At 72.7% G+C, this 22718-nt stretch carries 17 protein-coding genes; 10 read left to right on the top strand and 7 right to left on the bottom strand.

Features of this window, described 5'->3' with window-relative positions; genetic code table 11:
• Window positions 1-3: 3 nt before the first annotated feature.
• A complete protein-coding gene (hemG, locus tag AS97_RS33495) occupies window positions 4-1494 on the bottom strand; it encodes a protoporphyrinogen oxidase (RefSeq protein WP_125760522.1) in 1491 nt (496 codons plus the stop codon).
• On the bottom strand, window positions 1491-3248 hold the full coding sequence (locus AS97_RS33490; RefSeq protein ID WP_185930155.1) for an IclR family transcriptional regulator C-terminal domain-containing protein: 1758 nt from the start codon (window positions 3246-3248) through the stop codon (window positions 1491-1493). The genes hemG and AS97_RS33490 overlap by 4 nt, the downstream gene beginning before the upstream one ends.
• Before the next feature lie 79 nt (window positions 3249-3327).
• Between AS97_RS33490 and AS97_RS33485 the strand changes: the two genes are divergently transcribed.
• From AS97_RS33485 to AS97_RS33470, 4 genes are all read left to right on the top strand, one after another.
• Window positions 3328-4509 (top strand): 4-hydroxybenzoate 3-monooxygenase, encoded by a 1182-nt coding sequence (locus AS97_RS33485; RefSeq protein WP_086710516.1) that lies wholly within the window; start codon window positions 3328-3330, stop codon window positions 4507-4509.
• 23 nt (window positions 4510-4532) lie between these two features.
• On the top strand, window positions 4533-5345 hold the full coding sequence (locus AS97_RS33480; RefSeq protein WP_086710517.1) for an IclR family transcriptional regulator: 813 nt from the start codon (window positions 4533-4535) through the stop codon (window positions 5343-5345).
• 275 nt (window positions 5346-5620) lie between these two features.
• Complete coding sequence (locus AS97_RS33475; RefSeq protein WP_247204563.1) at window positions 5621-5971, top strand: MFS transporter; 351 nt, start codon at window positions 5621-5623, stop codon at window positions 5969-5971.
• A gap of 43 nt (window positions 5972-6014) precedes the next feature.
• Window positions 6015-7412, top strand: a complete 1398-nt coding sequence (locus tag AS97_RS33470; protein WP_125760520.1) for an FAD-dependent oxidoreductase — start codon at window positions 6015-6017, stop codon at window positions 7410-7412.
• Between the two features lie 241 nt (window positions 7413-7653).
• On the opposite strand, the gene AS97_RS33465 is transcribed toward AS97_RS33470, so the two are convergent.
• Together AS97_RS33465 and hemE are read right to left on the bottom strand one after the other, a co-directional pair.
• On the bottom strand, window positions 7654-9183 hold the full coding sequence (locus tag AS97_RS33465) for a hypothetical protein (RefSeq protein WP_236670471.1): 1530 nt from the start codon (window positions 9181-9183) through the stop codon (window positions 7654-7656).
• 43 nt (window positions 9184-9226) lie between these two features.
• Window positions 9227-10333 (bottom strand): uroporphyrinogen decarboxylase, encoded by a 1107-nt coding sequence (hemE, locus tag AS97_RS33460; protein ID WP_059141717.1) that lies wholly within the window; start codon window positions 10331-10333, stop codon window positions 9227-9229.
• 91 nt (window positions 10334-10424) lie between these two features.
• Here hemE and AS97_RS33455 point away from each other — a divergent pair, with 91 nt between their 5' ends.
• The 5 genes from AS97_RS33455 (at window position 10425) to AS97_RS33435 (ending at window position 17207) form a co-directional block, all read left to right on the top strand.
• Window positions 10425-11153, top strand: a complete 729-nt coding sequence (locus AS97_RS33455) for a DUF3000 domain-containing protein (RefSeq protein WP_210566172.1) — start codon at window positions 10425-10427, stop codon at window positions 11151-11153.
• Window positions 11154-11635: 482 nt separating this feature from the next.
• Window positions 11636-12295 (top strand): response regulator transcription factor, encoded by a 660-nt coding sequence (locus AS97_RS33450; protein ID WP_014055528.1) that lies wholly within the window; start codon window positions 11636-11638, stop codon window positions 12293-12295.
• A gap of 113 nt (window positions 12296-12408) precedes the next feature.
• Window positions 12409-13686 carry a ribonuclease D gene (locus AS97_RS33445; RefSeq protein ID WP_059141715.1) on the top strand — a complete coding sequence of 426 codons (1278 nt, stop codon included), beginning with the start codon at window positions 12409-12411 and terminating at the stop codon, window positions 13684-13686.
• 168 nt (window positions 13687-13854) lie between these two features.
• The gene (locus AS97_RS33440; protein ID WP_059141714.1) at window positions 13855-15072 is read left to right on the top strand and encodes an acetyl-CoA C-acyltransferase; all 1218 of its coding nucleotides are present in this window, start codon (window positions 13855-13857) and stop codon (window positions 15070-15072) included.
• Window positions 15069-17207, top strand: a complete 2139-nt coding sequence (locus tag AS97_RS33435) for a 3-hydroxyacyl-CoA dehydrogenase NAD-binding domain-containing protein (RefSeq protein WP_059141713.1) — start codon at window positions 15069-15071, stop codon at window positions 17205-17207. Before AS97_RS33440 ends, AS97_RS33435 begins: the two co-directional genes overlap by 4 nt.
• Before the next feature lie 95 nt (window positions 17208-17302).
• Here AS97_RS33435 and AS97_RS33430 read toward each other — a convergent pair whose 3' ends face one another.
• Complete coding sequence (locus AS97_RS33430; protein WP_210566171.1) at window positions 17303-18349, bottom strand: hypothetical protein; 1047 nt, start codon at window positions 18347-18349, stop codon at window positions 17303-17305.
• A 69-nt stretch (window positions 18350-18418) separates the two neighbouring features.
• Here AS97_RS33430 and AS97_RS33425 point away from each other — a divergent pair, with 69 nt between their 5' ends.
• Window positions 18419-18826 (top strand): NTP pyrophosphohydrolase, encoded by a 408-nt coding sequence (locus AS97_RS33425; protein WP_210566170.1) that lies wholly within the window; start codon window positions 18419-18421, stop codon window positions 18824-18826.
• Between the two features lie 14 nt (window positions 18827-18840).
• Here the strand turns inward: AS97_RS33425 and AS97_RS33420 are convergent, their stop codons facing one another.
• Both AS97_RS33420 and dxs read right to left on the bottom strand, forming a co-directional pair.
• Window positions 18841-20412 carry an amino acid permease gene (locus AS97_RS33420; RefSeq protein WP_236670382.1) on the bottom strand — a complete coding sequence of 524 codons (1572 nt, stop codon included), beginning with the start codon at window positions 20410-20412 and terminating at the stop codon, window positions 18841-18843.
• Window positions 20413-20607: 195 nt separating this feature from the next.
• The gene (dxs, locus tag AS97_RS33415; RefSeq protein WP_059141710.1) at window positions 20608-22572 is read right to left on the bottom strand and encodes a 1-deoxy-D-xylulose-5-phosphate synthase; all 1965 of its coding nucleotides are present in this window, start codon (window positions 22570-22572) and stop codon (window positions 20608-20610) included.
• Window positions 22573-22718 lie beyond the last annotated feature (146 nt).

The following is a 22718-nucleotide window of genomic DNA, read 5'->3' as shown; positions in this document are numbered from 1 at the left end:
GCCCTATTCTCGCTCTCCGGCTCCGGAGCCCTGCTCCAGGGTGGCCGTCAGCGCGCCCAGCAGCTCGTCGGCCGCCTTACGGGCGCTGCCGACGCACGCCGGGATGCCCACCCCGTCGTAGAGCGCGCCGCATACCCCCAGCCCCGGCACCTTGGCGACCTCGGCGCGGATGCGGGCCACCCGGTCGAGATGGCCCACCGGGTACTGCGGCAGTCCGCCGTCCCAGCGGTCCACCCGGCTCGCGACGGGCCGGGCCGTCAGGCCAATGGCCTCGCCGAGATCGACGAGCGACATCCTTACCAGGTCGGCGTCGTCCCGCTTCAGATCCACCTCGTCGTCAAACCGCCCGATCGAGGTACGCAGCACGAAGAGATCGGGTCCGGCGTCCCGTAGCCAGCCCCATTTGCGGCTGGAGAACGTCGCCGCCTTGATCGTCCGGCCGTCGACCGGCGGCACCAGGAAGCCGCTCCGTTCGGCGAGGGCGTCCACGCCGGTGAGCGCGTCGCGCCGGAAGGCCATGGTGACCAGTGCCATCGAGGCGTAGTCGACGGTGGCCAGCTCGGTGGAGGCGGCCGGGGCCTCGGTGGCCAGCAGCCGGGCGGCGGCGGGCGCGGGGACCGCCAGCACCACGGCGTCGGCCGTCACCACCGGCGGGCCGTCCTTGCCGTCCGTTCCGGCCGTGCCATCCACCGCGAGGGTCCAGCCGTCGGCGGTGCGCCGCAGCTCCCGTACGGGCGCACCGGTGCGGATCTCGCCGCCCGCGGCCCGTACGGCGTCGGCGACCGCGAGCGGCAGCCGGCCGATCCCGCCGTCGATGCCCATGAACACCGCGCCGTCCTGCCGCCGCGCGGCCCGCTCGGCCAGCTCCCGGACGCCCTCGGTCAGCGGGCCGCCGGAGCGGGCCACGTCGAAGAGGGTGGGGACCGAGGCGCGCATCGAGGTGCGGTACACATCACCCGCGTACACCCCGCCCAGCAGCGGTTCGACCAGTCGGTCCACCACCTCGCGGCCGAGCCGCGCCGCGAGGTACTCGCCGAGCGCCACATCCTCGCCGACCGGTGTGGGCGGCAGCTCCCGGTCGCGGGCGATCCGGGCCAGCCCCTCCTCCGAAATCACCCCGGAGGCGGCCAGCGGTGCCAGATCGCCGGGGACGCCCATCACATGCCCCTTGGGCATCGGGCGCAGCCCGCCGCGCGTCCACAGGGACGCGGTCGCGGTCGCGGGCGGCTGCAGCCGGTCGCCGAGGCCCACGGCCCGCGCCAGCTCGACGCCTTCCGGGCGGCGGGCGAGCATCGACTCGGCGCCGAGGTCGACGGGTACGCCCTCGATCTCCCCCGCGCGCAGCTTGCCGCCGAGCCGTTCCGACGCCTCCAGGACCGTCACCCGCGCCCCGCCGTCCAGCAGCCGGTGAGCCGCCGCGAGGCCCGCGATTCCGCCGCCTATGACGACCACATGGCCGGTGCGTCCCGTCCCCGGGGTGTTCGCCGCTCTCATGTGCCCACTCTCTCACCCGCCCCCAGGGCGTGATGTGCCGAGGCCGTCGCCAGATCGGCCTCGATCCGGGCCGCGGTGGCGCGCAACGCCGGGAGGAGTTCGCGGCGGGCGCTCTCGGCGGTGCCGCGGCCGGCGTGGGTCGCCACGTTGAGCGCGGCCACCACCCGTCCGCGTGGGTCCCTTACGGGCACGGCGAGCGACCGCAGCCCCTCCTCCAGCTCCTGGTCGACCAGGGCGTGCCCCTCCTGCGCCGCGCGCTCCACGACGCGCACCAGCTCGGGCACGTCGGTCACGGTGTGCCGGGTCAGCGGCCTGGGCCGCACCCCGGCGAGGCGAGCGGCGCGGGCGTCGGCGTCCAGACCCGCGAGCAGCACCCGGCCCATGGAGGTCGCGTAGGCGGGGAAGCGGGTGCCGATGGTGATGTTGACGCTCATGATGCGGACGGTGGGGACGCGCGCGATATAGCGGATGTCGCCGCCGTCGAGGACGGCCAGGGAGGCCGACTCATGGACGGTGCGGACCAGTTCGCGCATATGCGGTTGGGCGATGTCGGTGAAGCCGAGTTCGGCGAGGGGGGCATAGCCGAGCTCCAGCACGCGCGGCAGCGGCCGGAAGGCCCGGCCGTCGGCCTCCACGTACCCCAGCTCGACGAGGGTGAGCAGCGAGCGCCGGGCGGTGGCCCGCGCCAGCCCGGTGGCCTCCGCGACGGCGCTGAGCGTCATTCCTCCGCCCCGGCCGCCGCCCGCCGTGGCCGTCTCGCCCTGGCCCGCGCCCTCCGCCCCGCCCAGTGCCCGCAGGACGGCCAGTCCGCGCGCGAGCGACTGCAGGAACCCCGCCCCCAGCTCCCGCTTGGCCATCCGCGCGGGGTCCTCGCCCAGGGCCGTCGGCGCGCCGCCCGGGGCGCCCCCCACACGCTCGGCGGCGGGGCATGCCCGCCGGGCCGCCAACGCCGCCTCCATCGCCGGGACTTCCGCACCCAGCGGCCCCAGCACCGCCGCCCGCAGCGAGTCCACGTCATGGCGGCTGGTGTGGCTGACCACGTTGACGGCGCAGGCGATCCGGCCCGAGGCGTCCCGTACCGGAACGGACACCGCCACCAGGCCCGGCTCGATCAGCTGGTCGTCGGCGGCCCAGCCGTCGCGGGCGGCCTCCTTGACGTGGGCCTCGAAATCGCCGTCGGAGGCGCGCCGGTGGCGCGGCGAGACCGCGGGGAAGGAGGTGTCCAGGGGGTCCTCGGCACGGCGGGCGCGCCAGGCGGCCCAGCCGGACGCGGACCACTCCGCGGCGAAGAGCGCGCCGGGAGAACAGCGCTCGGCGGGCAGCAGATCGCCGATGCGGAAGGCGAGGGACATGGTGCGGCGGCGGGTCATCTGGACGACGAAGCGCACGCCGTCGCCGTCGGGGACGGCGACCGAGACCGACTCGTCGAGTCCGTCCGCGAGCCGCTGGGCGAACGGGCCGAGCGCGGCGGGCAGTCCGCTCGCGGCCAGATACGCGTTGCCCAGCTCCATCAGCCGGACCGACAGGCCGATGTCGCGCCCGTCGAGCGTCACGTATCCGAGCTGTTCGAGGGTGCCCAGCACGCGGTCGACCACGGACCGGGCGAGCCCCGTACCGCGGACGAGATCGCCGGGGCGGACCGTCGTCCACCCCTCGTGCGCGGCCAGCCGGGTCAGCTCGCGCAGCACGGCGAGGCCGCGCTCGAGAGGCCCGACGGGGCCATTGACAGGTGGTGGCACTGGGCTGAGACTCATCACCAGTCGATTATGAACGAAGTTTCACTCAGCGAACAAGTGCGAGTCGCTTGGACCACCACAGCGAGGGGACGATGTGATGCGCACGACCGTCGGCATCATCGGCGGCGGGCCCGCCGGGCTGCTGCTCGCCCGTCTGCTGCACCGCGCCGGGATCGACTGCGTGGTGCTGGAGAGCCGGGACCGGGCGTATGCCGAGCGGCGCCAGCGGGCCGGGATCCTGGAGCAGGGCACCGTGGATGTGCTGCGGGAGTGCGGCGCCGGCGAGCGCCTGGACCGTGAGGGACTGCCCCACCAGGGCATCGAGCTGCGCTTCGAGGGCCGTGGCCACCGCGTGGACTTCCCCTCCGCCACCGGCGGCAAGTCGGTGATGGTCTACGCCCAGACCGAGATCGTCAAGGATCTCATCGCGCTTCAGCTGGCGGAGCCGGGCGGTCCCCCGCTGCTGTTCGAGGCCGAGGCGCTGGCCATCGAGAAGCCGGACTCCGCCGCGCCCGTCATCCGCTTCCGCCACCAAGGCCGCGAGCAGACCCTCACCTGCGACTACGTGGCGGGCTGCGACGGCTTCCACGGCATCGCCCGGCGCGCGCTCCCCGCCGACCGGGTCCGCACCTTCGAGCACACCTACCCCTACTCCTGGCTCGGTGTGCTGGCCGATGTGGCGCCGTCCTGCGATGAGTTGATCTACGCCCGCCATCGGCGCGGCTTCGCCCTGCACAGCATGCGCTCCCCGCAGGTCTCCCGGCTCTACCTCCAGGTGCCGGGCGACACCGATCCGGGCGACTGGTCCCATGAGCGGATCTGGGACGAGCTGTCGGCCCGCTTCGCGCTCGACGGGGGCTGGACGCTGGAGCGCGGCCCGATCACCGCCACCTCGCTCACCCCGATGCGCAGCTTCGTCCAGGAGCCGATGCGCCACGGGCGGCTGTTCCTGGCGGGCGACGCGGCACATATCGTGCCGCCCACCGGCGCCAAGGGGCTCAATCTGGCCGTCAGCGACGTGTTCACGCTGGCCCGTGCGCTGATCCACCACCAGGAGACCGGCTCCCCCGAGCTGCTGGACGGCTATTCGCAGACCTGTCTGCACCGGGTGTGGCAGGCCGAGCGGTTCTCGTACTTCATGACGGACACGCTCCACCGGCGCCCGGACGAGAGCCCGTTCGAGGACCGGGTGCGGCTCGCGCGACTGGAGCGGATCGCCTCCTCCCCCACCGCCTCCGCCGAGCTGGCCGAGAACTACGTCGGCCTCCCGCTGTCATGACGGCTCCGGGCCCGCTCACCCCCATGAGCCCACCGGGCTCCCGCGCCCCCGGCGGCCCGGACGCGGGCCGCTCGGTCGCGGGCCGGATACTGGCGGTCCTCGACGCGTTCGACGCCTCGCACCGCTCGCTGTCCCTCACCGCCCTCGCCCGGCGCGCCGGGCTGCCGCTGGCCACCGCGCACCGGCTGGTCGCCTCGCTCACCCGCTGGGGCGCCCTGGAGCGCGACGCCACCGGGGCGTACCACATCGGGCTGCGGCTGTGGGAGGTGGCGACGCTCTCACCGCGCGGGGTCGGGGTGCGCGAGGCGGCGCTGCCGTTCATGGAGGACCTGTACGAGGCCACCCACGAGAACGTCCAGCTCGCCGTGCGGGACGGCCTGGAAGTGGTCTATGTCGAGCTGATCTCGGGACACTCGGCGGTCCAGGTGCGCACCCGGGTCGGCAGCCGCTGGCCGCTGCACGCCACCGGGGTCGGTCTCGTGCTGCTCGCGTACGGGCCGCCACGGCTGTACGAGCGGGTGTGCGCCCGCCCGCTGCGCCGCTACACCGACCTGACCATCCAGGACCCGCACCGGCTGCGGGCCGCCCTCGCCGAGGTGCGGCGCACCGGGATCGCGGTCAGCGACCGGCAGATCACCATGGACGGGCTGTCCATCGCCGCCCCGGTGCGCGGACCGCGCGGGGAGGTGGTGGCCTCGCTGTCGGTGGTGGTGCCGGCCGCGGAGGGGCGGGCCCCGGGGCTGGTCCCGGCCGTGCGGGTCGCCGCCCACGGCATCTCCCGTACCCTCGCCGACGCCCTGGGGCAAGAACCCGTCGCGGAGGCTTCCGGTCGGTGAAAGACCCCCGGAGCGCGCCTTGCCGCGGCCGGTATCCGGTCACATTCCGTGTGGCACCCACCGAGCTGCCGAGCCTGAACCTCCCAGGCCCGAAGGGGGACATGGAGACATGCCCGAAGTGACCGCGGAGCCCACCGCGCAGGGGCGGGAGGCGCCCCAGGGCGGCCGGCAGCCGTATCAACACCCTGTGGGGCCATGCTGCTGGGCGGCTGGCTCTTCTCGTACGCCGACCGCACGATCACCGGCTGCGGCGGCCGCAGCTGATCGCGTTCACCGTGGTCCAGAGCGTGCTGGTGCTGATGTTCGCCGCCTATCTGCGGACCAATGAGAAGCCCTCCCTCTGGGTGATGTCCATCCTGCTCTTCGTGACCAGTCTGTTCTTCAACGCGCTCCAGCCGATGGCACACGCGCTGCTCAACGATGTGGTCGACGGGGCCGAACGCGGCGCGGCCTTCGGCCTGTTCAACCTGGTCGGGGAGATCGGCGCGGTGGTCAGCCCGGCCCTCAGCGGCACCCTCTTCGGCCACTACGGCAGCCGGACGCACGCGGTCTACATCGACGGCGCGCTGATGCTCGCCGGCGCGGGGCTGTATGTGCTGATCCGGGAGAACACCTCGCGCGCATAGGTTGGTCCCCAATAGCCGGACATCCAGTGGCGGAGGGGCATACATGGCGGCGGCACGACGCATGGTGGTCATCGGGGGCGACGCGGCGGGCATGTCCGCCGCGTCGCGGGCCCGCAGGCTCAAGAGCCGGAGCGAACTGGAGATCCTCGCCTTCGAGCGCGGCCAGTTCACCTCGTACTCGGCCTGCGGCATCCCCTACTGGGTCGGCGGGGTGGTGGACGGCCCCGACGAGCTGGTCGCCCGCACGCCCGAGACCCACCAGGGCCGCGGGATCGACGTACGGACGCACACCGAGGTCGTCGAGATCGACCCCGCCGGGCAGCGCGTCCTGGCGCGGGACGTCGACCCGCACGGCAAGGGCGACGAGCACTGGCACGGCTTCGACAACCTGGTCATCGCGACCGGCGCCCGGCCCCGCCGCCCCGACATGCCCGGGATCGACGCCCCCGGCGTCCACGGGGTGCAGACCCTGGAGCACGGGCGGGCCCTGCTGGAGACCCTGGAGTCCACCCGGGTCGAGCGCGCGGTCGTGATCGGCGCCGGCTACATCGGGGTGGAGATGGCCGAGGCGCTCATCCAGCGTGGCTGCCAGGTCACCGTCCTGGAGCGCGGTGAGCAGCCCATGTCCACGCTCGACCCGGACATGGGGCGGCTGGTGCGCGACGCGATGTCGGGGCTCGGCATCGACACCGTGACCGGCGCGGAGGTCACCGAGGTGGTCACCGGCGAGGACGGCCGAGTGCGGGCCGTGGCCACCAAGGTCAGCGAATACCCCGCCGACCTCGTGGTCCTGGGCCTCGGAGTGGCCCCCGAGACCACGCTCGCCCAGGAGGCGGGACTGCCGGTGGGCCCTTACGGCGGCCTGCTGACCGATCTGGCCATGCGGGTGCGCGGTTACGACAACATCTGGGCGGGCGGCGACTGTGTAGAGGTCCTCGACCTGGTCTCCGGCCGCACCCGGCACATTCCGCTGGGCACCCACGCCAATAAGCACGGGCAGGTCATCGGCGCCAATGTGGGCGGCGACTACGCGACCTTCCCCGGCGTCGTCGGCACGGCGGTCAGCAAGGTCTGCGATCTGGAGATCGCCCGCACCGGGCTGCTGGAGGCCGAAGCGGCCGCCGTGGGGCTGAAGTTCGAGGCGGTCACGATCGAGTCGACCAGCCGGGCCGGGTACTACCCGGACAGCCGCCCGATGACGGTGAAGATGCTCGCCGAGCGGCGCACGGGACGGCTGCTCGGCACCCAGATCGTCGGCCGCGAGGGCGCGGGCAAGCGCGTCGACATCGCGGCGGTCGCACTGACCGCAGGGATGACGGTGGAGCAGATGACGGCCCTGGACTTGGGCTACGCCCCGCCGTTCTCCCCGGTGTGGGACCCGGTACTGGTGGCGGCACGCAAGGCGGCGGGCACCGTGAAAACCAGCCCTTCCGGCGCTTGAGGAACGGGCAACCAGCCCCTCCCGCGTTTAACGGGCAACCAGCCCCTCCGGCGCTTGAGGAGCGGGGGCCGGGACACCGGAGCCAAAACCAGCCCCTCCGGCGTTTGAGGAGCGGGGGCCGGGGCGGAGCCCGGTTGCGGGAAGGGGCGGGTAGGGGAAAGCCCGCCGCAGGCGCGCCACCCCACGGGAGCCTGTCCGGCCGCGGTACATGCGACCGCGGCCGGCCAGACCGCTTCGCCGATCAGCCCACGCCGTCGAGGACCCGAAGCGCAAGCCGCACCCGCCGCGCCACATGGCGCGGGCAGCCCCACGCCCCGGGCTCGAAGGGCCGCTCGGGCGTGTCGTACTCCCCGGGCGCGTACAGCTGGTTGAGATGGGCACCGTAAGGGTCCTCGTGGAAGCCGAAGTGACGGCGCCCGACCAGCTCGCTCAGCACGTCCCAGGGGTGCACGTCCCCATGCGGGCAGGTCTCGGCCGCCGACGCGGCGGTCCGCATCCCGCCGAGGATCGCCCGCAGATCCCGACGGACGGCCTCGGGCGGGGGCTCCTCGCCCGAGGTCACCGACCAGCAGGCGACCAGCAGCAGCACCAGCCGCTCGCGCGGATCGGCCGGGCCCGCCGCGAACCGCCGCGCGGCCCACAGCCCCGCGTCCTCCGCGGCCTGTCCGTCCCGGCAGCGGAAGCGCACGGCGTGGGTGAGCCGTTCGACGTCGAGCCGTCCATCTGGACGTACGAGCACCTCGTCCAGATGGGCGGTGTCCCGGAGGCCGAAGAGCCGCTCCCGGCCGGTCCGCAGATGGTCCAGCGCCTCGCGGGCGATCGTGGCGAGGAAGGCCGGGCACAGCCACGCCTCCAGCGGCGCCGTCTCCAGCTCCTCCCGGTGCCAGTGGCGGTAGACGCCCCGGCCGCCGGGGCTGAGCAGATGGATGCCCACGGTGGCCTGCTCCGCGGTGTCCCGGCCGACCTCGGGGTGCTCGCCCTCGCCGTGCGCGCAGGACGCGTCGCCGAGGCCGGGCAGCACCGCCTCCAGTGCGTCCACCATGGTGTCCAGGACCCCCCGGTCGCGGATCCGGCCGCTGGCGGCGTACCAGCAGGCGGCGTGCAGGACGACCACGAGCCCGGCGCGGTGATAGCCGAGCGGGTTGGCGACCAGGTTCCTGGCGTAGGCGGACAGCTCCTGGCCGGGGTCGACGGCCGCGCTCGGATAGTCCCAGACGATCGAGCGCAGATCCTCGGCGCGGCGCGCGTCGCGGGCCGGGAGCCGATGAGGGATGCCGCCCACGCTGCCGGGGGCGATGATGTCCACGGCGACCCGCGCGTACCCGGCGATATCGCGCGGGCACAGCCACTGCTCCTTGGTCGCGTCGTCCTCCCAGTCGGGGTCCTCGTCCTCGGTCAATCCGTTGGTGAGCAGCGGCAGATCGTCCACGAAGTGGTCGATCCGGTCGTCCAGATCGCTCTCGTAAGGATGCGTCCGGTGGGCGCAGGGCAGGTCACGCAGCCGCCGGTCGGTGGCGTGGAGGGCCTCCAGGGCCGCCGCCGCGACGTCCTTACGGGAGAACCGGCCGATGTACGCGGCCATCATGACCAGCCCGAGCGTCCAGGCATACGCCTCCTCGCCCGCGGGATCGGCCGCCAGCCGCCTGGCACAGTCCAGGACGGCCCGGTCCGCGTCGCCGCCATAGGTCTCGTGGAGGATGCCGTCCCAGTCGTCGACGAAATGGACACACTCTGGCGAATCTGACAGCGCGGCGGCGGGCATGTCGGTCATGCCCCTCACGACGCCACGGGAGGCACCCGGGTTCCCGCTTGGTTCAGACCTTCACAGAAGGTGCGCGCGACGCGCTCCTTGTGTGCACATACTCCACGAGACGGGTCAGCGCGTCCGGGTCGGTGCTGGGCAGCACGCCGTGGCCGAGGTTGAAGATATGCCCCTCCAGCCCCTGGGCGGCCTCCAGCACCTCCTCCGCCTTGGCCTCGACGGCCGTACGCGGGGCGAAGAGCACGGCGGGGTCGAGATTGCCCTGGAGCGCCTTGCCGGGGCCGACCCGCCGGGCGGCCTCGTTCAGCGGCACCCGCCAGTCGACGCCGACGACATCCGCGCCCGCCTCGCCGAGCAGTCCGAGCAACTCGCCGGTGCCCACGCCGAAGTGGATGCGCGGCACCCCGTAACCGGCGACGGCGTCGAAGACCTTCGTGGAGGCGGGCAGCACGCTGCGGCGGTAGTCGGCGGGGGCGAGGGCGCCCACCCAGGAGTCGAAGAGCTGGACGGCCGAGGCGCCCGCCTCGATCTGGACCTTGAGGAAGGCGGCGGTGATGTCGGCGAGCCGGTCGAGCAGCGCGGCCCACAGCGCCGGGTCGCCGTACATGAGCGCCTTGGTGTGCTCGTGGTTGCGCGAGGGGCCGCCCTCGACCAGATAGCTGGCGAGCGTGAAGGGGGCGCCCGCGAAGCCGATGAGCGGGGTCGCGCCGAGCTCGCCGACGAGCGCCCCGATGGCCTCAGTGACGTACTTCACATCGTCCGGATCGAGCGGACGCAGTCGCTCCAGATCGGCGCGGGTACGGATCGGCCGCTCGACAACGGGCCCGACTCCGGGCTTGATGTCGAGGTCGATGCCGATGGCCTTGAGCGGCACGACGATGTCGCTGAAGTAGATGGCCGCGTCCACCCGGTGCCGGCGCACCGGCTGCAGGGTGATCTCGGTGACCAGGTCGGGCCGCATGCAGGACTCGAGCATCGCGGTGCCCTCACGCAGCTTGCGGTACTCCGGAAGCGAGCGCCCCGCCTGCCGCATGAACCACACCGGCGTATGAGGCACCGGCTCCCGGCGGCAGGCCCGCAGAAAGGCCGAATCGGCTGTGGCACGAGTCGCGGCGCGGCCGGTCTGCTGCTGGCCCGAGGGCCGCTCATTGGCACTCATGCCCCAAATCTTCGCACGGGCCGAACGAGTGACCCGCCAACCCGGGTGTTCCTCCCCGGTTAGGGCCCTCACTACGCCTAGTCTTCCGGGCATGGCAGCGGTTCAAGGACACCTCTCGAACGGTGCTGACGGCCCTGACGGCACGGAAGCAGGCGGTGAGGACACCCCTCCCGCCTTCCGGCATGCCGTCGCCGCGATGTGCGGTGTGCGGGTACGGCCCGAGGTGGAGCTCGATCCGACCCCACCCCCGCGTCGGCTCGCACCCTACTCGTACGCGCTGGAGGCGGTGGTCACCGGCGCGTCGGACGACGAGGAGCTGGCCGAGGGGCGGCTGATCCTGCTGCACGACCCGGCCGGACACGACTCCTGGCGCGGCACCTTCCGTCTGGTGACCCTGGTCCACGCGGACCTGGAGCCGGAGATCGCGGCGGATCCGCTGCTGCCGGAAGTGTGCTGGTCCTGGCTCACCGGCGCGCTGGAGGCCCGCGGTCTGCCTTACGGGGAGCCCAGCGGCACGGTCACCCGGGCGAGCTCGCACTACTTCGGCGCGATGGGCGAACGGGAGCCGTCGACCCGGATCGAGATCCGCGCGTCGTGGACCCCGGCCGCCCACCCGGCCCCCGAACCTGCCCGCCCCGGCCCACGGCGCCCCGAGCCCGCGGAAGAGGGCGCGGCGGAACCGCTGGGCGTGCCGGACACCGCGGGACATCTGGCCGCCTGGTGCGACCTCCTGTGCCAGATCGCCGGGCTGCCTCCGGCGGGAGCGGCGGAGGCGGGGGTCGTGTCGCTGCCCCAACGGCGGGGCCCCCAGGCCCGCTAGACGCCCTGGGCGCCATCCGTAGGCGCCGGGGTGCCGTGGAGCTTCCGGGGTGCTCGGGCCTTCCGGCCGGGGCACCTCCCAGCGGCCAACCGACTGAGCCGACGGGCGCGCGCAACGTATCCGGGTGCTTGGGCCGACCGGTCCAGGGCGCCTCCGAGCGGTAGCTGGGGGCGAGCCGAAGGGGCGCGTCGCCGTCGAAAGGGAGAGCGCGCGCAGGGCCCTCGGGCTCGTATCGATGTGCGGCTCCGCCGCGCGGGCGACCGAGCACGGTCGACCGTCGGCAGGAGGCACCTCCCGGCGGTAGCTGGGGGAGGCTTTTGCGCCCCGGAGGCGAACCGAGCCCGTAAAAAGTGCGCCCGTGATCGATCAGTCGTCCTAATTGCCCGAATTGTTACTCACCAAATCGTGATCATTCCCTAAAGCCAGGCCGTATCGGTGCCGAAGGACGTGGTGACCCGTCCCACAACTCCCCAGGAGGCCTGGTGTCTGTTCTCCTCGAGCAACCGTCCAGCCTGGTCGCCTACCGCCCGAACAAGCCGACGGCCATGGTCGTCGTCGCCGACCCCCGCGTACGTTCCACCGTCACCCGCCATCTCTGGGCCCTCGGAGTGCGCGACGTCATCGAGGCGTCGTCCATCGCCGAGGCCCGTCCCCGCATCGGCAATCCGCGCGACATCTGCGTCGCCGATGTCCACCTTCCCGACGGCTCCGGCCTCACCCTGCTCTCCGAGACCCGCGCCGCGGGCTGGCCCAATGGGCTGGCCCTGTCCGCCGCCGATGACATCGGCGCCGTAAGGAACGCGCTGGCGGGCGGCGTCAAGGGCTATGTCGTCACCGGCACCCGCACCAACCTCGGCATCCCGGGCCGTCCCGGCACCGCCCCGCTCGGCGCCGCCGCCCGGATGCACCGCCGCCCGCCGGGCGCCCCCGGCCACCCCGGCGGCTACCGGGAGCTGTCGGGCCGCGAGGTCGAGGTGCTGAGGCTGGTTGCGGAGGGCCAGTCCAACAAGGCCATCGGCGTCTCGATGGGCCTGTCCGCCCTGACCGTCAAGAGTCACCTCGCCCGGATCGCCCGCAAGCTGGGCACCGGGGACCGGGCCGGCATGGTCGCGGTCGCACTGCGCACCGGGATCATCCACTGAGCCGTATCGCCCACCCGGCCGTCGCGCCTCTCCCCACCACCCCCGCGCCCGTCGACGGAACGTTCCGTCGACGGGCGCCCTGCGTACTCGCCGCACACAGCTACCCTTGACAGGTGACCGACGCCCAAGAGACCGCAGCAGAGACGACACTGCGAACCACCGGGGGCGCTCCTCCGGACGACCTCCCCCCGGCGCCGGTCCCCTTGCTGGAGCCGCGCGAGGGCATCCCGCCCGTCACCGCCGACGCGGACGCGCTCGCCGAGGTCATCGCGACCTTCGCCGCGGGCCACGGCCCGGTGGCCGTCGACGCCGAGCGCGCCTCCGGCTACCGCTACGGACAGCGGGCCTATCTGGTCCAGCTGCGCCGGGCCGGAGCGGGGACCGCACTGATCGACCCCGTCGGCTGCCCCGACCTCTCCGGTCTGGGCGCCGCGATCGCCGACGCCGAATGGGTTCTGCACGCCGCGACCCAGGATCTGCCCTGTCTTCGTGACATAGGCATGATCCCCACCCGGATCTTCGACACCGAACTCGCGGGCCGGCTGGCCGGATTCGCCCGGGTGGGGCTCGGCGCCATGGTCGAGAACATCCTCGGATACGCCCTGGAGAAGGGCCACTCCGCCGTCGACTGGTCCACCCGCCCGCTGCCCGACCCCTGGCTGCACTACGCCGCGCTCGATGTCGAGCTGCTGGTCGACCTCCGCGACGCGCTGGAGGAGGAGCTGGAGCGGCAGAGCAAGCTGGAGTGGGCGCATCAGGAGTTCGCGGCCATCGCCGCGGCCCCGCCCGCCCCGCCGCGCAAGGACCCCTGGCGGCGGACGTCGGGGATGCACAAGGTCCGGCGGCGCCGGCAGATGGCCGTGGTGCGCGAGCTGTGGACGGCCCGGGACCGGATCGCCCAGCGCCGCGATGTCTCGCCGGGCAAGGTGCTGGGCGACGCGGCCATCGTCGAGGCCGCGCTGGCCCTGCCCGCGAATGTGCGGGCGCTGGCCGCGCTGAGCGGTTTCGGCCACCGGATGAACCGGCGCCAGCTGGAGCAGTGGCAGGCCGCGGTGGACCGGGCGCGGGAGCTGCCGGAGGCCGACCTCCCGCAGCCGGGCCAGCCAGTGGCCGGTCCGCCCCCGCCGCGGGCGTGGGCCGACAAGGACCCGGCCGCGGCGGCGCGGCTCTCCGCGGCGCGTGCGGCCGTCACCCAACTGGCCGAAGGGCTGAATCTTCCACAGGAGAACCTGATCGCCCCGGACACCGTCCGGCGGCTGTGCTGGGAGCCGCCCGCCGAGCCGACGACGGACGCGGTCGCTTCCGTTCTCGCAGGTCACGGTGCTCGTCCCTGGCAGATCGACCAGGTGACCCCGGTGCTGGCAGCCGCCTTGCTGGCAACCCCGGCCTGATGTGACGCGCGTGGACCGGCGGCGGCTGCCGCCGGTCCGCGGCTGTGACCTTCAACCCTCCGGTCGTGAGGACTGGGCAGCTTGGTTACTCATAAGTAGCATGACGTTGTGAGGCGCGCCCCGGGCGTGCCCGCAGCAGTGCCATCCCGCACCTGGAGGAGAGCCAACGTGCCTCGTACCGCTAGGGACGTCGTCTTCGTCGACGGCGTCCGGACCCCATTCGGCAAGGCGGGCCCGAAGGGCATCTACCATGAGACCCGCGCCGACGACATGGTCGTCAAGTGCATCCGGGAGCTGCTGCGCCGCAACCCGGATCTGCCGCCGGAGCGCATCGACGAGGTGGCCATCGCCGCGACGACGCAGATCGGCGACCAGGGCCTGACCATCGGCCGCACCGCGGGCATCCTGGCCGGGCTGCCCCAGTCGGTCCCCGGCTACGCCATCGACCGGATGTGTGCCGGTGCGATGACGGCCGTGACGACCACCGCGGGATCCATCGCCTTCGGCGCCTATGACGCCGTCATCGCGGGCGGCGTCGAGCACATGGGCCGCCATCCCATGGGCGAGGCGGTCGACCCCAACCCCCGCTTCGTCTCGGAGAAGCTGGTCGACGAGTCGGCCCTGTTCATGGGCATGACGGCGGAGAACCTCCACGACCGGCTGCCGCACATCACCAAGCAGCGCGCCGACGAGTTCGCGGTGCGCAGCCAGGAGAAGGCCGCCAAGGCGTACGCCAACGGCAAGATCCAGCAGGACCTGGTGCCGGTCTCGGTGCGCCGCACCTCCCCCGAGGGCGGCGAACTGGGCTGGGGCCTGGCCACCGCCGACGAGCCGATGCGCCCGGGCACCACGCTGGAGGGCCTGGCCACGCTGAAGACCCCGTTCCGCCCGCACGGCCGGATCACCGCCGGTAACTCCGCGGGGCTCAACGACGGCGCCACCGCCTCGCTGGTCGCCTCCGAGGACTTCGCCCGGGAGCTGGGCCTGCCGGTGCGGATGCGCCTGGTCTCCTTCGCCTTCGCGGGCGTCGAGCCCGAGGTGATGGGCTACGGCCCGGTTCCGGCCACCAAGAAGGCCCTGGCGAAGGCCGGTCTGTCGATCGACGACATCGGACTGTTCGAGATCAACGAGGCGTTCGCCGTCCAGGTCCTGTCGTTCCTGGACCACTACGGCATCGCGGACGACGACGAGCGCGTCAACCAGTACGGCGGCGCCATCGCCTTCGGCCATCCGCTGGCCTCCTCCGGTGTCCGGCTGATGACGCAGCTGGCACGGCAGTTCGAGGAGCGCCCCGAGGTCCGCTACGGCATCACGACCATGTGCATCGGCTTCGGCATGGGCGGCACCGTGATCTGGGAGAACCCGCACTTCGAGGGGAACAAGTGACCAACACCGCAGAGCTTCTCAAGGGGGCGGCAGAGCTGTTCCCGGGCGAGGTCGTGACGCAGGCGCACGTCCGCCACCTCGATCTCCCCCTGGGCGCGGGCCGCTTCGCGCTCATCACGCTGGACAACGGCCTGGACCACACCAAGCCCACCACCTTCGGCCCGGCCTCGCTCGCCCACCTCAACACGGCGATCGACCAGGTCGAGAAGGAGGCGGCGGACGGCACGATCACCGGTGTCGGCATCACCGGCAAGCCGTTCATCTTCGCCGTGGGCGCCGACCTCAAGGGCGTGGAGCTGCTGAAGCGTCATGAGGACGCGCTGGCCATCGGCAAGGGCGGCCATGACGTCTTCAAGCGGCTGTCGGCGCTCGCCGTGCCCACCTTCGCGTACTACAACGGCGCGGCGATGGGCGGCGGGGTCGAGGTCGGGCTGCACTGCTCCTACCGCACCGTCTCCGCGGCGCTGCCGGCCTTCTCGCTGCCCGAGGTGTTCCTGGGCCTGGTCCCCGGCTGGGGCGGCTGCACGCTGCTGCCGAACCTGATCGGCGCCGACCGCGCGGTCTCCGTCATCATCGAGAACTCGCTCAACCAGAACAAGCAGCTCAAGGGCGAGCAGGTCTATGACCTCGGGATCGCGGACGCGATCTTCGAGGGCGCGGACTTCCTGGAGCAGTCGCTGATCTGGACCGCCTCCGTCCTCAAGGGCGAGATCGAGGTCGTACGGCCGGAGATCGACCGCGGCGACGCCTGGCACGAGGCCGTGGTGCGCGGCCGCGCCATCGCCGACGGCAAGGTGCACGGGGCGGCCCCGGCCGCCTACCGCGCGCTGGAGATCATCGACGCCGCGCGCAACGGTGACCTCGCCCGGGGCTACGAGGCCGAGGAGAAGGCGCTCGCCGACCTGATCATGGGCAGTGAGCTGCGCAGCGGGATCTACGCCTTCAACCTGGTGCAGAAGCGCGGCAAGCGCCCGGCCGGCGCCCCGGACAAGTCGCTGGCGCGCCCGGTCTCCAAGGTGGGCGTCGTGGGCGCGGGTCTGATGGCCTCGCAGCTGGCGCTGCTGTTCGTGCGGCGGCTGGAGGTGCCGGTCGTCCTGACCGACATCGACCAGGAGCGGGTCGACAAGGGCGTGGGCTATGTCCACGGCGAGATCGACAAGCTGCTGCTCAAGGGCCGGATCAACCAGGACAAGGCCAATCGCCTCAAGGCCGCGGTGACCGGTTCGCTGGACAAGGCCGCCGCCTTCGGCGACGCGGACTTCGTCATCGAGGCCGTCTTCGAGGAGATGGGCGTCAAGCAGAAGGTCTTCGCCGAGGTCGAGGCGGTCGTGCCGGAGCACGCCATCCTCGCCACCAACACCTCCTCGCTGTCGGTGTCCGAGATGGCGTCCCAGCTCAAGCACCCCGAGCGGGTCGTGGGCTTCCACTTCTTCAACCCGGTCGCGATCCTGCCGCTGCTGGAGATCGTCCGCGGTGAGAAGACCGATGACGCGGCGCTGGCCACCGCCTTCGGCGTGGCCAAGAAGCTGAAGAAGACCGCCGTCCTGGTCAAGGACGCCCCGGCGTTCGTGGTCAACCGGATCCTGACCCGCTTCATGGGCGAGATCCAGAACGTCATCGACGAGGGCACCCCGATCGGCACCTCCGAGCGCGCCATCGAGCCGCTGGGCCTGCCGATGTCGCCGCTGGTACTGCTGGAGCTGGTCGGCCCGGCGATCGGCCTGCACGTCTCCGAGACGCTGCACGACGCGTTCCCGGAGCGCTTCACGGTCTCGGAGAACCTCCGGCGCGTGGTCGAGGCGGGCAAGCGCGGCTTCTACGTCCGTGCCGACGGCAATTCAGCGGAGCCGGAGCTGGACCCGGAGGTCACCGCGCTGCTCCAGCAGGGCGACACCGTCCTCACCGAGGAGCAGGTGCGCACCCGGGTGCTGGACGCCGTCGCGCAGGAGATCGGCCTGATGCTGGAGGAGGGCATCGTCGCCGAGGCGCAGGACATCGACCTGTGCCTGATCACCGGTGCGGGCTGGCCCTTCCACCTGGGCGGCATCACGCCGTACCTGGACCGTGAGGGCGTCTCGGAGCGGGTGAACGGGAAGACGTTCCTGGCTCCGGGCGTCGCGAGCGTCCCGGCGTAACGCGACAGTGGTCCGGCCGCGCGCCGGGCGGGCCGAGGAATCGGTCCCGCCCGGCGCGCGCCGTTTCCGGCCGTTCAACGGGGCCGGCGGGCCGCTCAGCCGCTTCCCACGCGGTTCCAGGCCCTCAGGGCCAGCCCGGTCTCGTCGGTCTTCTGACGGGCCACCAGGAGCCGTCCGTCCAGTCCCAGCGCGGCCAGCACCACCCGGTCCTGGCCGTCCAGCGCCAGCGCCGGGGTGTGGGCGCCCTGCTCGCCCGAGGGCGTCCACCACACCCCCGCCGCCTCGTCCTCGCTGGGGTGGGCGGCGACCGCCAGCCGCCCGGTGTCCTGGTGGGCCAGGACGGTGCAGTCATGACCGTCCACCACGGCGCGCACCGCGGCGACCGGGCCGGTGCCCGTCGACCCGCCCAGCGGCGCGGGGGCCGGGGCGCCCGGCCGCCAGGCCATGAGCTCGCCGCTGTCGGCGTCGCGCCAGTAGTGGGTGAGGGTGCCGGGGCTGGTCTCCACCACGGCCGCCGAATCCGGCCGGGCGTCGGCGGGGACGTCCTCGCCCCGCTTCGGGGCGGCGCCGGGCTTGGGCTGGTACCAGCGCAGCGCGGCGCCCTTACCGGCCGGTGCGAGCAGTTCCAGACGGCCGTCGGCGGTCGCGGCCGCCGAAAGGCCGCCCAGCACATGGGTGCCCTTCCAGTCGGTCCAGCGCTCCCAGGTCCCCTTGGGGTCCTGCCGCCGCGCGCTCACCCCGCCCCCGGCGTTGCGGACGAAGACGCGCAGAGCGCCGGAGGAGTCCACCGCCATGGCGGGCGCGCCGGTCCGCTCGGCCTTACGGGCGTCTTTCGGATGCGGAGTGCCCAGCGAGTGCCACGCCGTCAGCGGGCGGCCGGTCTGGAACTGGGTGGCGTGGACGAGGTCCACGCGCGCCGGCTCGCCCGCGCCGCCCGGGCGGCGCCGAAGCCCCACCAGATGCGCGTACCCCTCCACGCTCTGAGTGACGGTCAGACTGACCAGGCCGGGGGACTCGATCAGCCAGGGGCCCGTCCACCCCGGCCCCCCGGGCCGGTCTTCCGTCCAGCGCGCCACACCGCCTGGCACCAGTGCATAGGCCGTGAGCCTGTCGTCCTTGCCGCGGAGCAACCGCAACGCCATGGCCCGCTGCCAACCTTCCCCGAGCCGGTCCACCTGATCGAACGATGTCCATAGTAATTTGCCTGGACTATGGATGGACTTGTGGTCGTCGATGCCGCCAACGTGATCGGTTCGGTCCCCGACGGCTGGTGGCGTGACCGCCGCGGCGCCGCCGAGCGGCTCCGCGACCGGCTGGCCGTCCTGGCCAGGACCGGGCTCGCCGACCGCCCGGGGGTGCCCGGCTGGGCCACCCGCCCTCCGGTGGACATCGTGATGGTGGTCGAGGGCGCGGCGCGGGGCATCGAGCCGGTGGCGGGCGTACGGGTGGAGAGCGCGCCGGGCAGCGGCGACGACCAGATCGTGCGGGTGGTGGCGGCCCGCGATGAGGGCCGTCCCTGCCTGGTGGTGACGGCGGACCAGGGGCTGCGGGCGCGGGTCACGGCGCTGGGCGCGCGGACGACGGGCCCCCGGTCCATCCGCCCTGACGGCTCGTCCTAGGACGGCAGGTCCGCTCAGGCGGCTCCGCGCGGGCCCTGCTCCGTACGCGTCCCCGCCTCGGCCACCCGGCTGTGCCGGCGCCCGTACAGGAAGTAGACGATGAAGCCGATGACCATCCACACCACGAACCGCAGCCAGGTCTCGGCGGGCAGATTGAGCATCAGCCACAGCGAGGCGGCCACCGACACGATCGGCAGCACCGGCACCCAGGGCGTACGGAAGGCGCGGGGCAGATCGGGCCGGGTGCCGCGGAGGATCAGCACGCCGAGCGCGACCACGACGAAGGCGAAGAGGGTGCCGATGTTCACCAGGGCCGCCAGCTGGGAGATGCTGGTGAACCCGGCGACGACGGCGATGAGCGTGCCGAGCAGGATCGTCGACCGGTAGGGCGTGCCGAAGCGCGGATGCACCCGGGAGAAGACCCTGGGCAACAGCCCGTCCCGGCTCATCGCGAAGAACACCCGGCTCTGGCCGAGCAGCAGGATCATGCACACGGTGGTCAGCCCGATCGCGGCACCGAAGCTGATGACGCCCGCGTAGAAGGGGTGTCCGGTGGCCTTGAAGGCGTCGGCGAGCGGGGCGTCCACCGTCAGCCGGGTGTACTTCTGCATCCCGGTGACCACGATCGACACGGCGACGTAGAGCACGGTGCAGATGAGGAGCGAGCCGAGGATGCCCCGGGGCATGTCCCGCTGGGGGTTTCTGGTCTCCTCCGCCGCGGTCGCCACCACGTCGAAGCCGATGAAGGCGAAGAAGACCACGGCGGCGGCGGTGAAGATGCCCTCGACGCCGAAGGTCGTCGGCTCGTAGCCGAAGATCAGCTGGATCAGCGGGGCGGTGAGTCCCGAGCCCGAGATCGTGCCCTTGGGCTCGGGGATGAAGGGCCGGTAGTTGGCCGGGTCGATGAAGAAGGAGCCCGCGATGATGACCAGCAGCACCACCGTCACCTTCACCCCGACCACCACCGAGGTGACGCGCGCCGACAGCTTCATCCCGAGGACCAGGATCACGGTGATCGCCAGCACCAGCGCGGCGGCGAGTACGTCGAAGGAGAAGCCGTGCGCCGCGTCGGGCCCGGACAGGGCGGCGGGCAGCTCCCAGCCCGCGTTGGCCAGCAGCGAGCGGATGTAGCCGGCCCAGCCGACCGCGACCACGGCGGTGCCGAGCGCGAACTCCAGCACCAGGTCCCAGCCGATGGTCCAGGCGGGCAGCTCGCCCAGCGAGGCGTACGAGAAGGTGTACGCGGACCCGGCCACCGGCACGGTCGAGGCGAACTCGGCGTAGCAGAGCGCGGCCAGCGCGCAGACGATGCCCGCGGCGACGAAGGCGAGGGCGGTCGCGGGGCCCGCCTGCTCCTTGGCGACGGCCCCGGTGAGGACGAAGATGCCGGTCCCGATGATCACGCCGACGCCGAAGACCGTGAGGTCCAGGGCGGACAGCGACCGGGTCAGGGCGTGCTCGGGCTCCTCGGTGTCCTTGATGGACTGTTCGATCGACTTCGTCCGCAGATAGTCCGGACGAGCCTTACGGCTGCCATCGCCACCAGCGCCGCCGCCGGAGCGGCCCTCGGGTTCCCGCTCGCTCACCGCTGCCACCTCCGCGCCTGCCCGTGCCCCGTGGGCGCCCATGGTTCTGCCAACCGGGCGGGAGGGAGGTGCGCACCCCCGAAGCCCCGGCCGATTCACCCGATGGGGGCGGGCCCTGGGGACGCACGCTGGGCCGGTCGGAGCAGGAGGCTCCGGCCGGCCCAGGCGGCGGAAAGGGGGCGGCGGCCCGGTGGCTCAGTCGCGCACCGGCTCGGCCGTCGTCGACCGGGTCACATCGGCACTCCGGGAGCCCGCGTCCGCGGACTCGCTCCCGTAGCGGCCACCGATCCTGGAGACCAGCCCGGTGACCTGCCGGGCGATGTCCGGCGCGGTCAGCCCGATCTCCGCCATGACCTCCTTACGGGAGGCATGGTCGAGGAAGCGGGGCGGGATGCCGAAGTCGCGCACCGGCATGTCCACGCCCGAGTCGCGCAGCGCCTGGGCCACGGCGGAGCCCACACCGCCGACCCGGCTGTTGTCCTCGACGGTGACGACGACGCGGTGGCGCTCGGCGAGGGCGGGCAGCTCCTCGTCGACCGGCTTGACCCAGCGGGGGTCGACCACCGTAGTGGAAATGCCCTGTTTGTCGAGAAGGTCGGCAACCTCCAGACACATCGGGGCCAGCGCGCCCACCGAGACCAGCAGCACATCGGGCCGCTCGCGGTCGGCCGCCGCGGGCTCCCGCAGCACGTCCATGCCGCCGATCCTGCCCACGGCCGCGACCGCCGGGCCCACCGCGCCCTTGGAGTAGCGCACCACGGTCGGCGCGTCCTCCACCTCCACGGCCTCGCGCAGCTGGGCGCGGACCTGGTCGGCGTCGCGCGGGGCGGCGATCCGCAGGCCCGGGACGACCTGCAGGAGCGACATGTCCCACATGCCGTTGTGCGAGGCCCCGTCGGTGCCGGTGATACCGGCGCGGTCCAGTACGAAGGTCACCCCGCACTTGTGCAGGGCCACATCCATCAGGACCTGGTCGAAGGCACGGTTGAGGAAGGTGGCGTAGACGGCGAAGACCGGGTGGAGACCGCCGGTGGCGAGCCCGGCCGCCGAGACCGCCGCGTGCTGCTCGGCGATGCCCACGTCGTAGACCCGCTCCGGGAAGCGCTTGGCGAACTCGGTGAGCCCCACCGGGTGCAGCATGGCCGCCGTGATCGCGACGATGTCCTCGCGCTCCTCGCCGAGCTTGACCATCTCCTCGCCGAAGACCGAGGTCCAGTCGGCGCCGGAGGCCGAGATCGGCAGCCCGGTGTCCGGGTGGATCTTGCCGACGGCGTGGAAGCGGTCCGCCTCGTCCTGCAGGGCGGGCTGGTAGCCGCGGCCCTTCTCGGTGAGACAGTGCACGATGACCGGGCCGCCGAAACGCTTCGCCCGCTGCAGCGCCGACTCCAGCGCCTCGATGTCATGGCCGTTGATCGGGCCGACGTACTTCAGCCCCAGATCCTCGAACATGCCCTGCGGGGTGATGAAGTCCTTCAGCCCCTTCTTGGCCCCGTGCAGCGTCTCGTACAGCGGCCTGCCGACCACCGGGGTGCGCTCCAGCAGGTCCTTGCCGCGGGCCAGGAAGCGCTCATAGCCGTCCGTGGTGCGGAGGGTGGCGAGGTGGTTGGCCAGGCCGCCGATGGTCGGGCCGTAGGAACGCTCGTTGTCGTTGACGACGATGACCAGCGGGCGGTTCTTGGCCGCGGCGATGTTGTTCAGCGCCTCCCAGGCCATACCGCCGGTCAGCGCGCCGTCGCCGATCACGGCGACCACATGGTCCTGCTTGCCGAGCAGCTCATTGGCCTTGGCGAGGCCCTCGGCCCAGCCGAGGACGGTCGAGGCGTGGCTGTTCTCGATGACGTCGTGCTCGGACTCGGACCGCGAGGGATAACCGGACAAACCACCCTTGCTCTTGAGCTTGGAGAAGTCCTGGCGGCCGGTGAGCAGCTTGTGGACGTAGGACTGGTGCCCGGTGTCCAGCAGCACCTTGTCCCGGGGCGACTCGAAGACCCGGTGCAGGGCGATGGTCAGCTCCACCACGCCGAGATTGGGGCCGAGATGGCCACCGGTCTTGGAGACGGCGTCGACGAGGAAGGAGCGGATCTCCGCGGCCAACTGGTCCAGCTCCTCCGGAGTGAGCCGGTCCAGATCGCGCGGTCCCGTGATGCGGGTCAGCAGCACCCGTGCCTCCTTGCTTCGAGCGTCTCCATGGAGCTTGCCGGTCCGCCCGAGTCTAATGTTCCGCCCTCCGGCGCAGACCTCCCCCCGTGCGATGTCTGTCACGCGTGTTCTTTTCGGACAGCTGCCCGGCGCCTTTGTGGAGGCAC

The sequence above is a fragment of the Streptomyces sp. AgN23 genome (genome assembly GCF_001598115.1).
GTDB classification, from domain to species: Bacteria; Actinomycetota; Actinomycetes; order Streptomycetales; family Streptomycetaceae; genus Streptomyces; species Streptomyces antimycoticus.
This window is presented reverse-complemented; position numbering and strand designations above follow the sequence as displayed.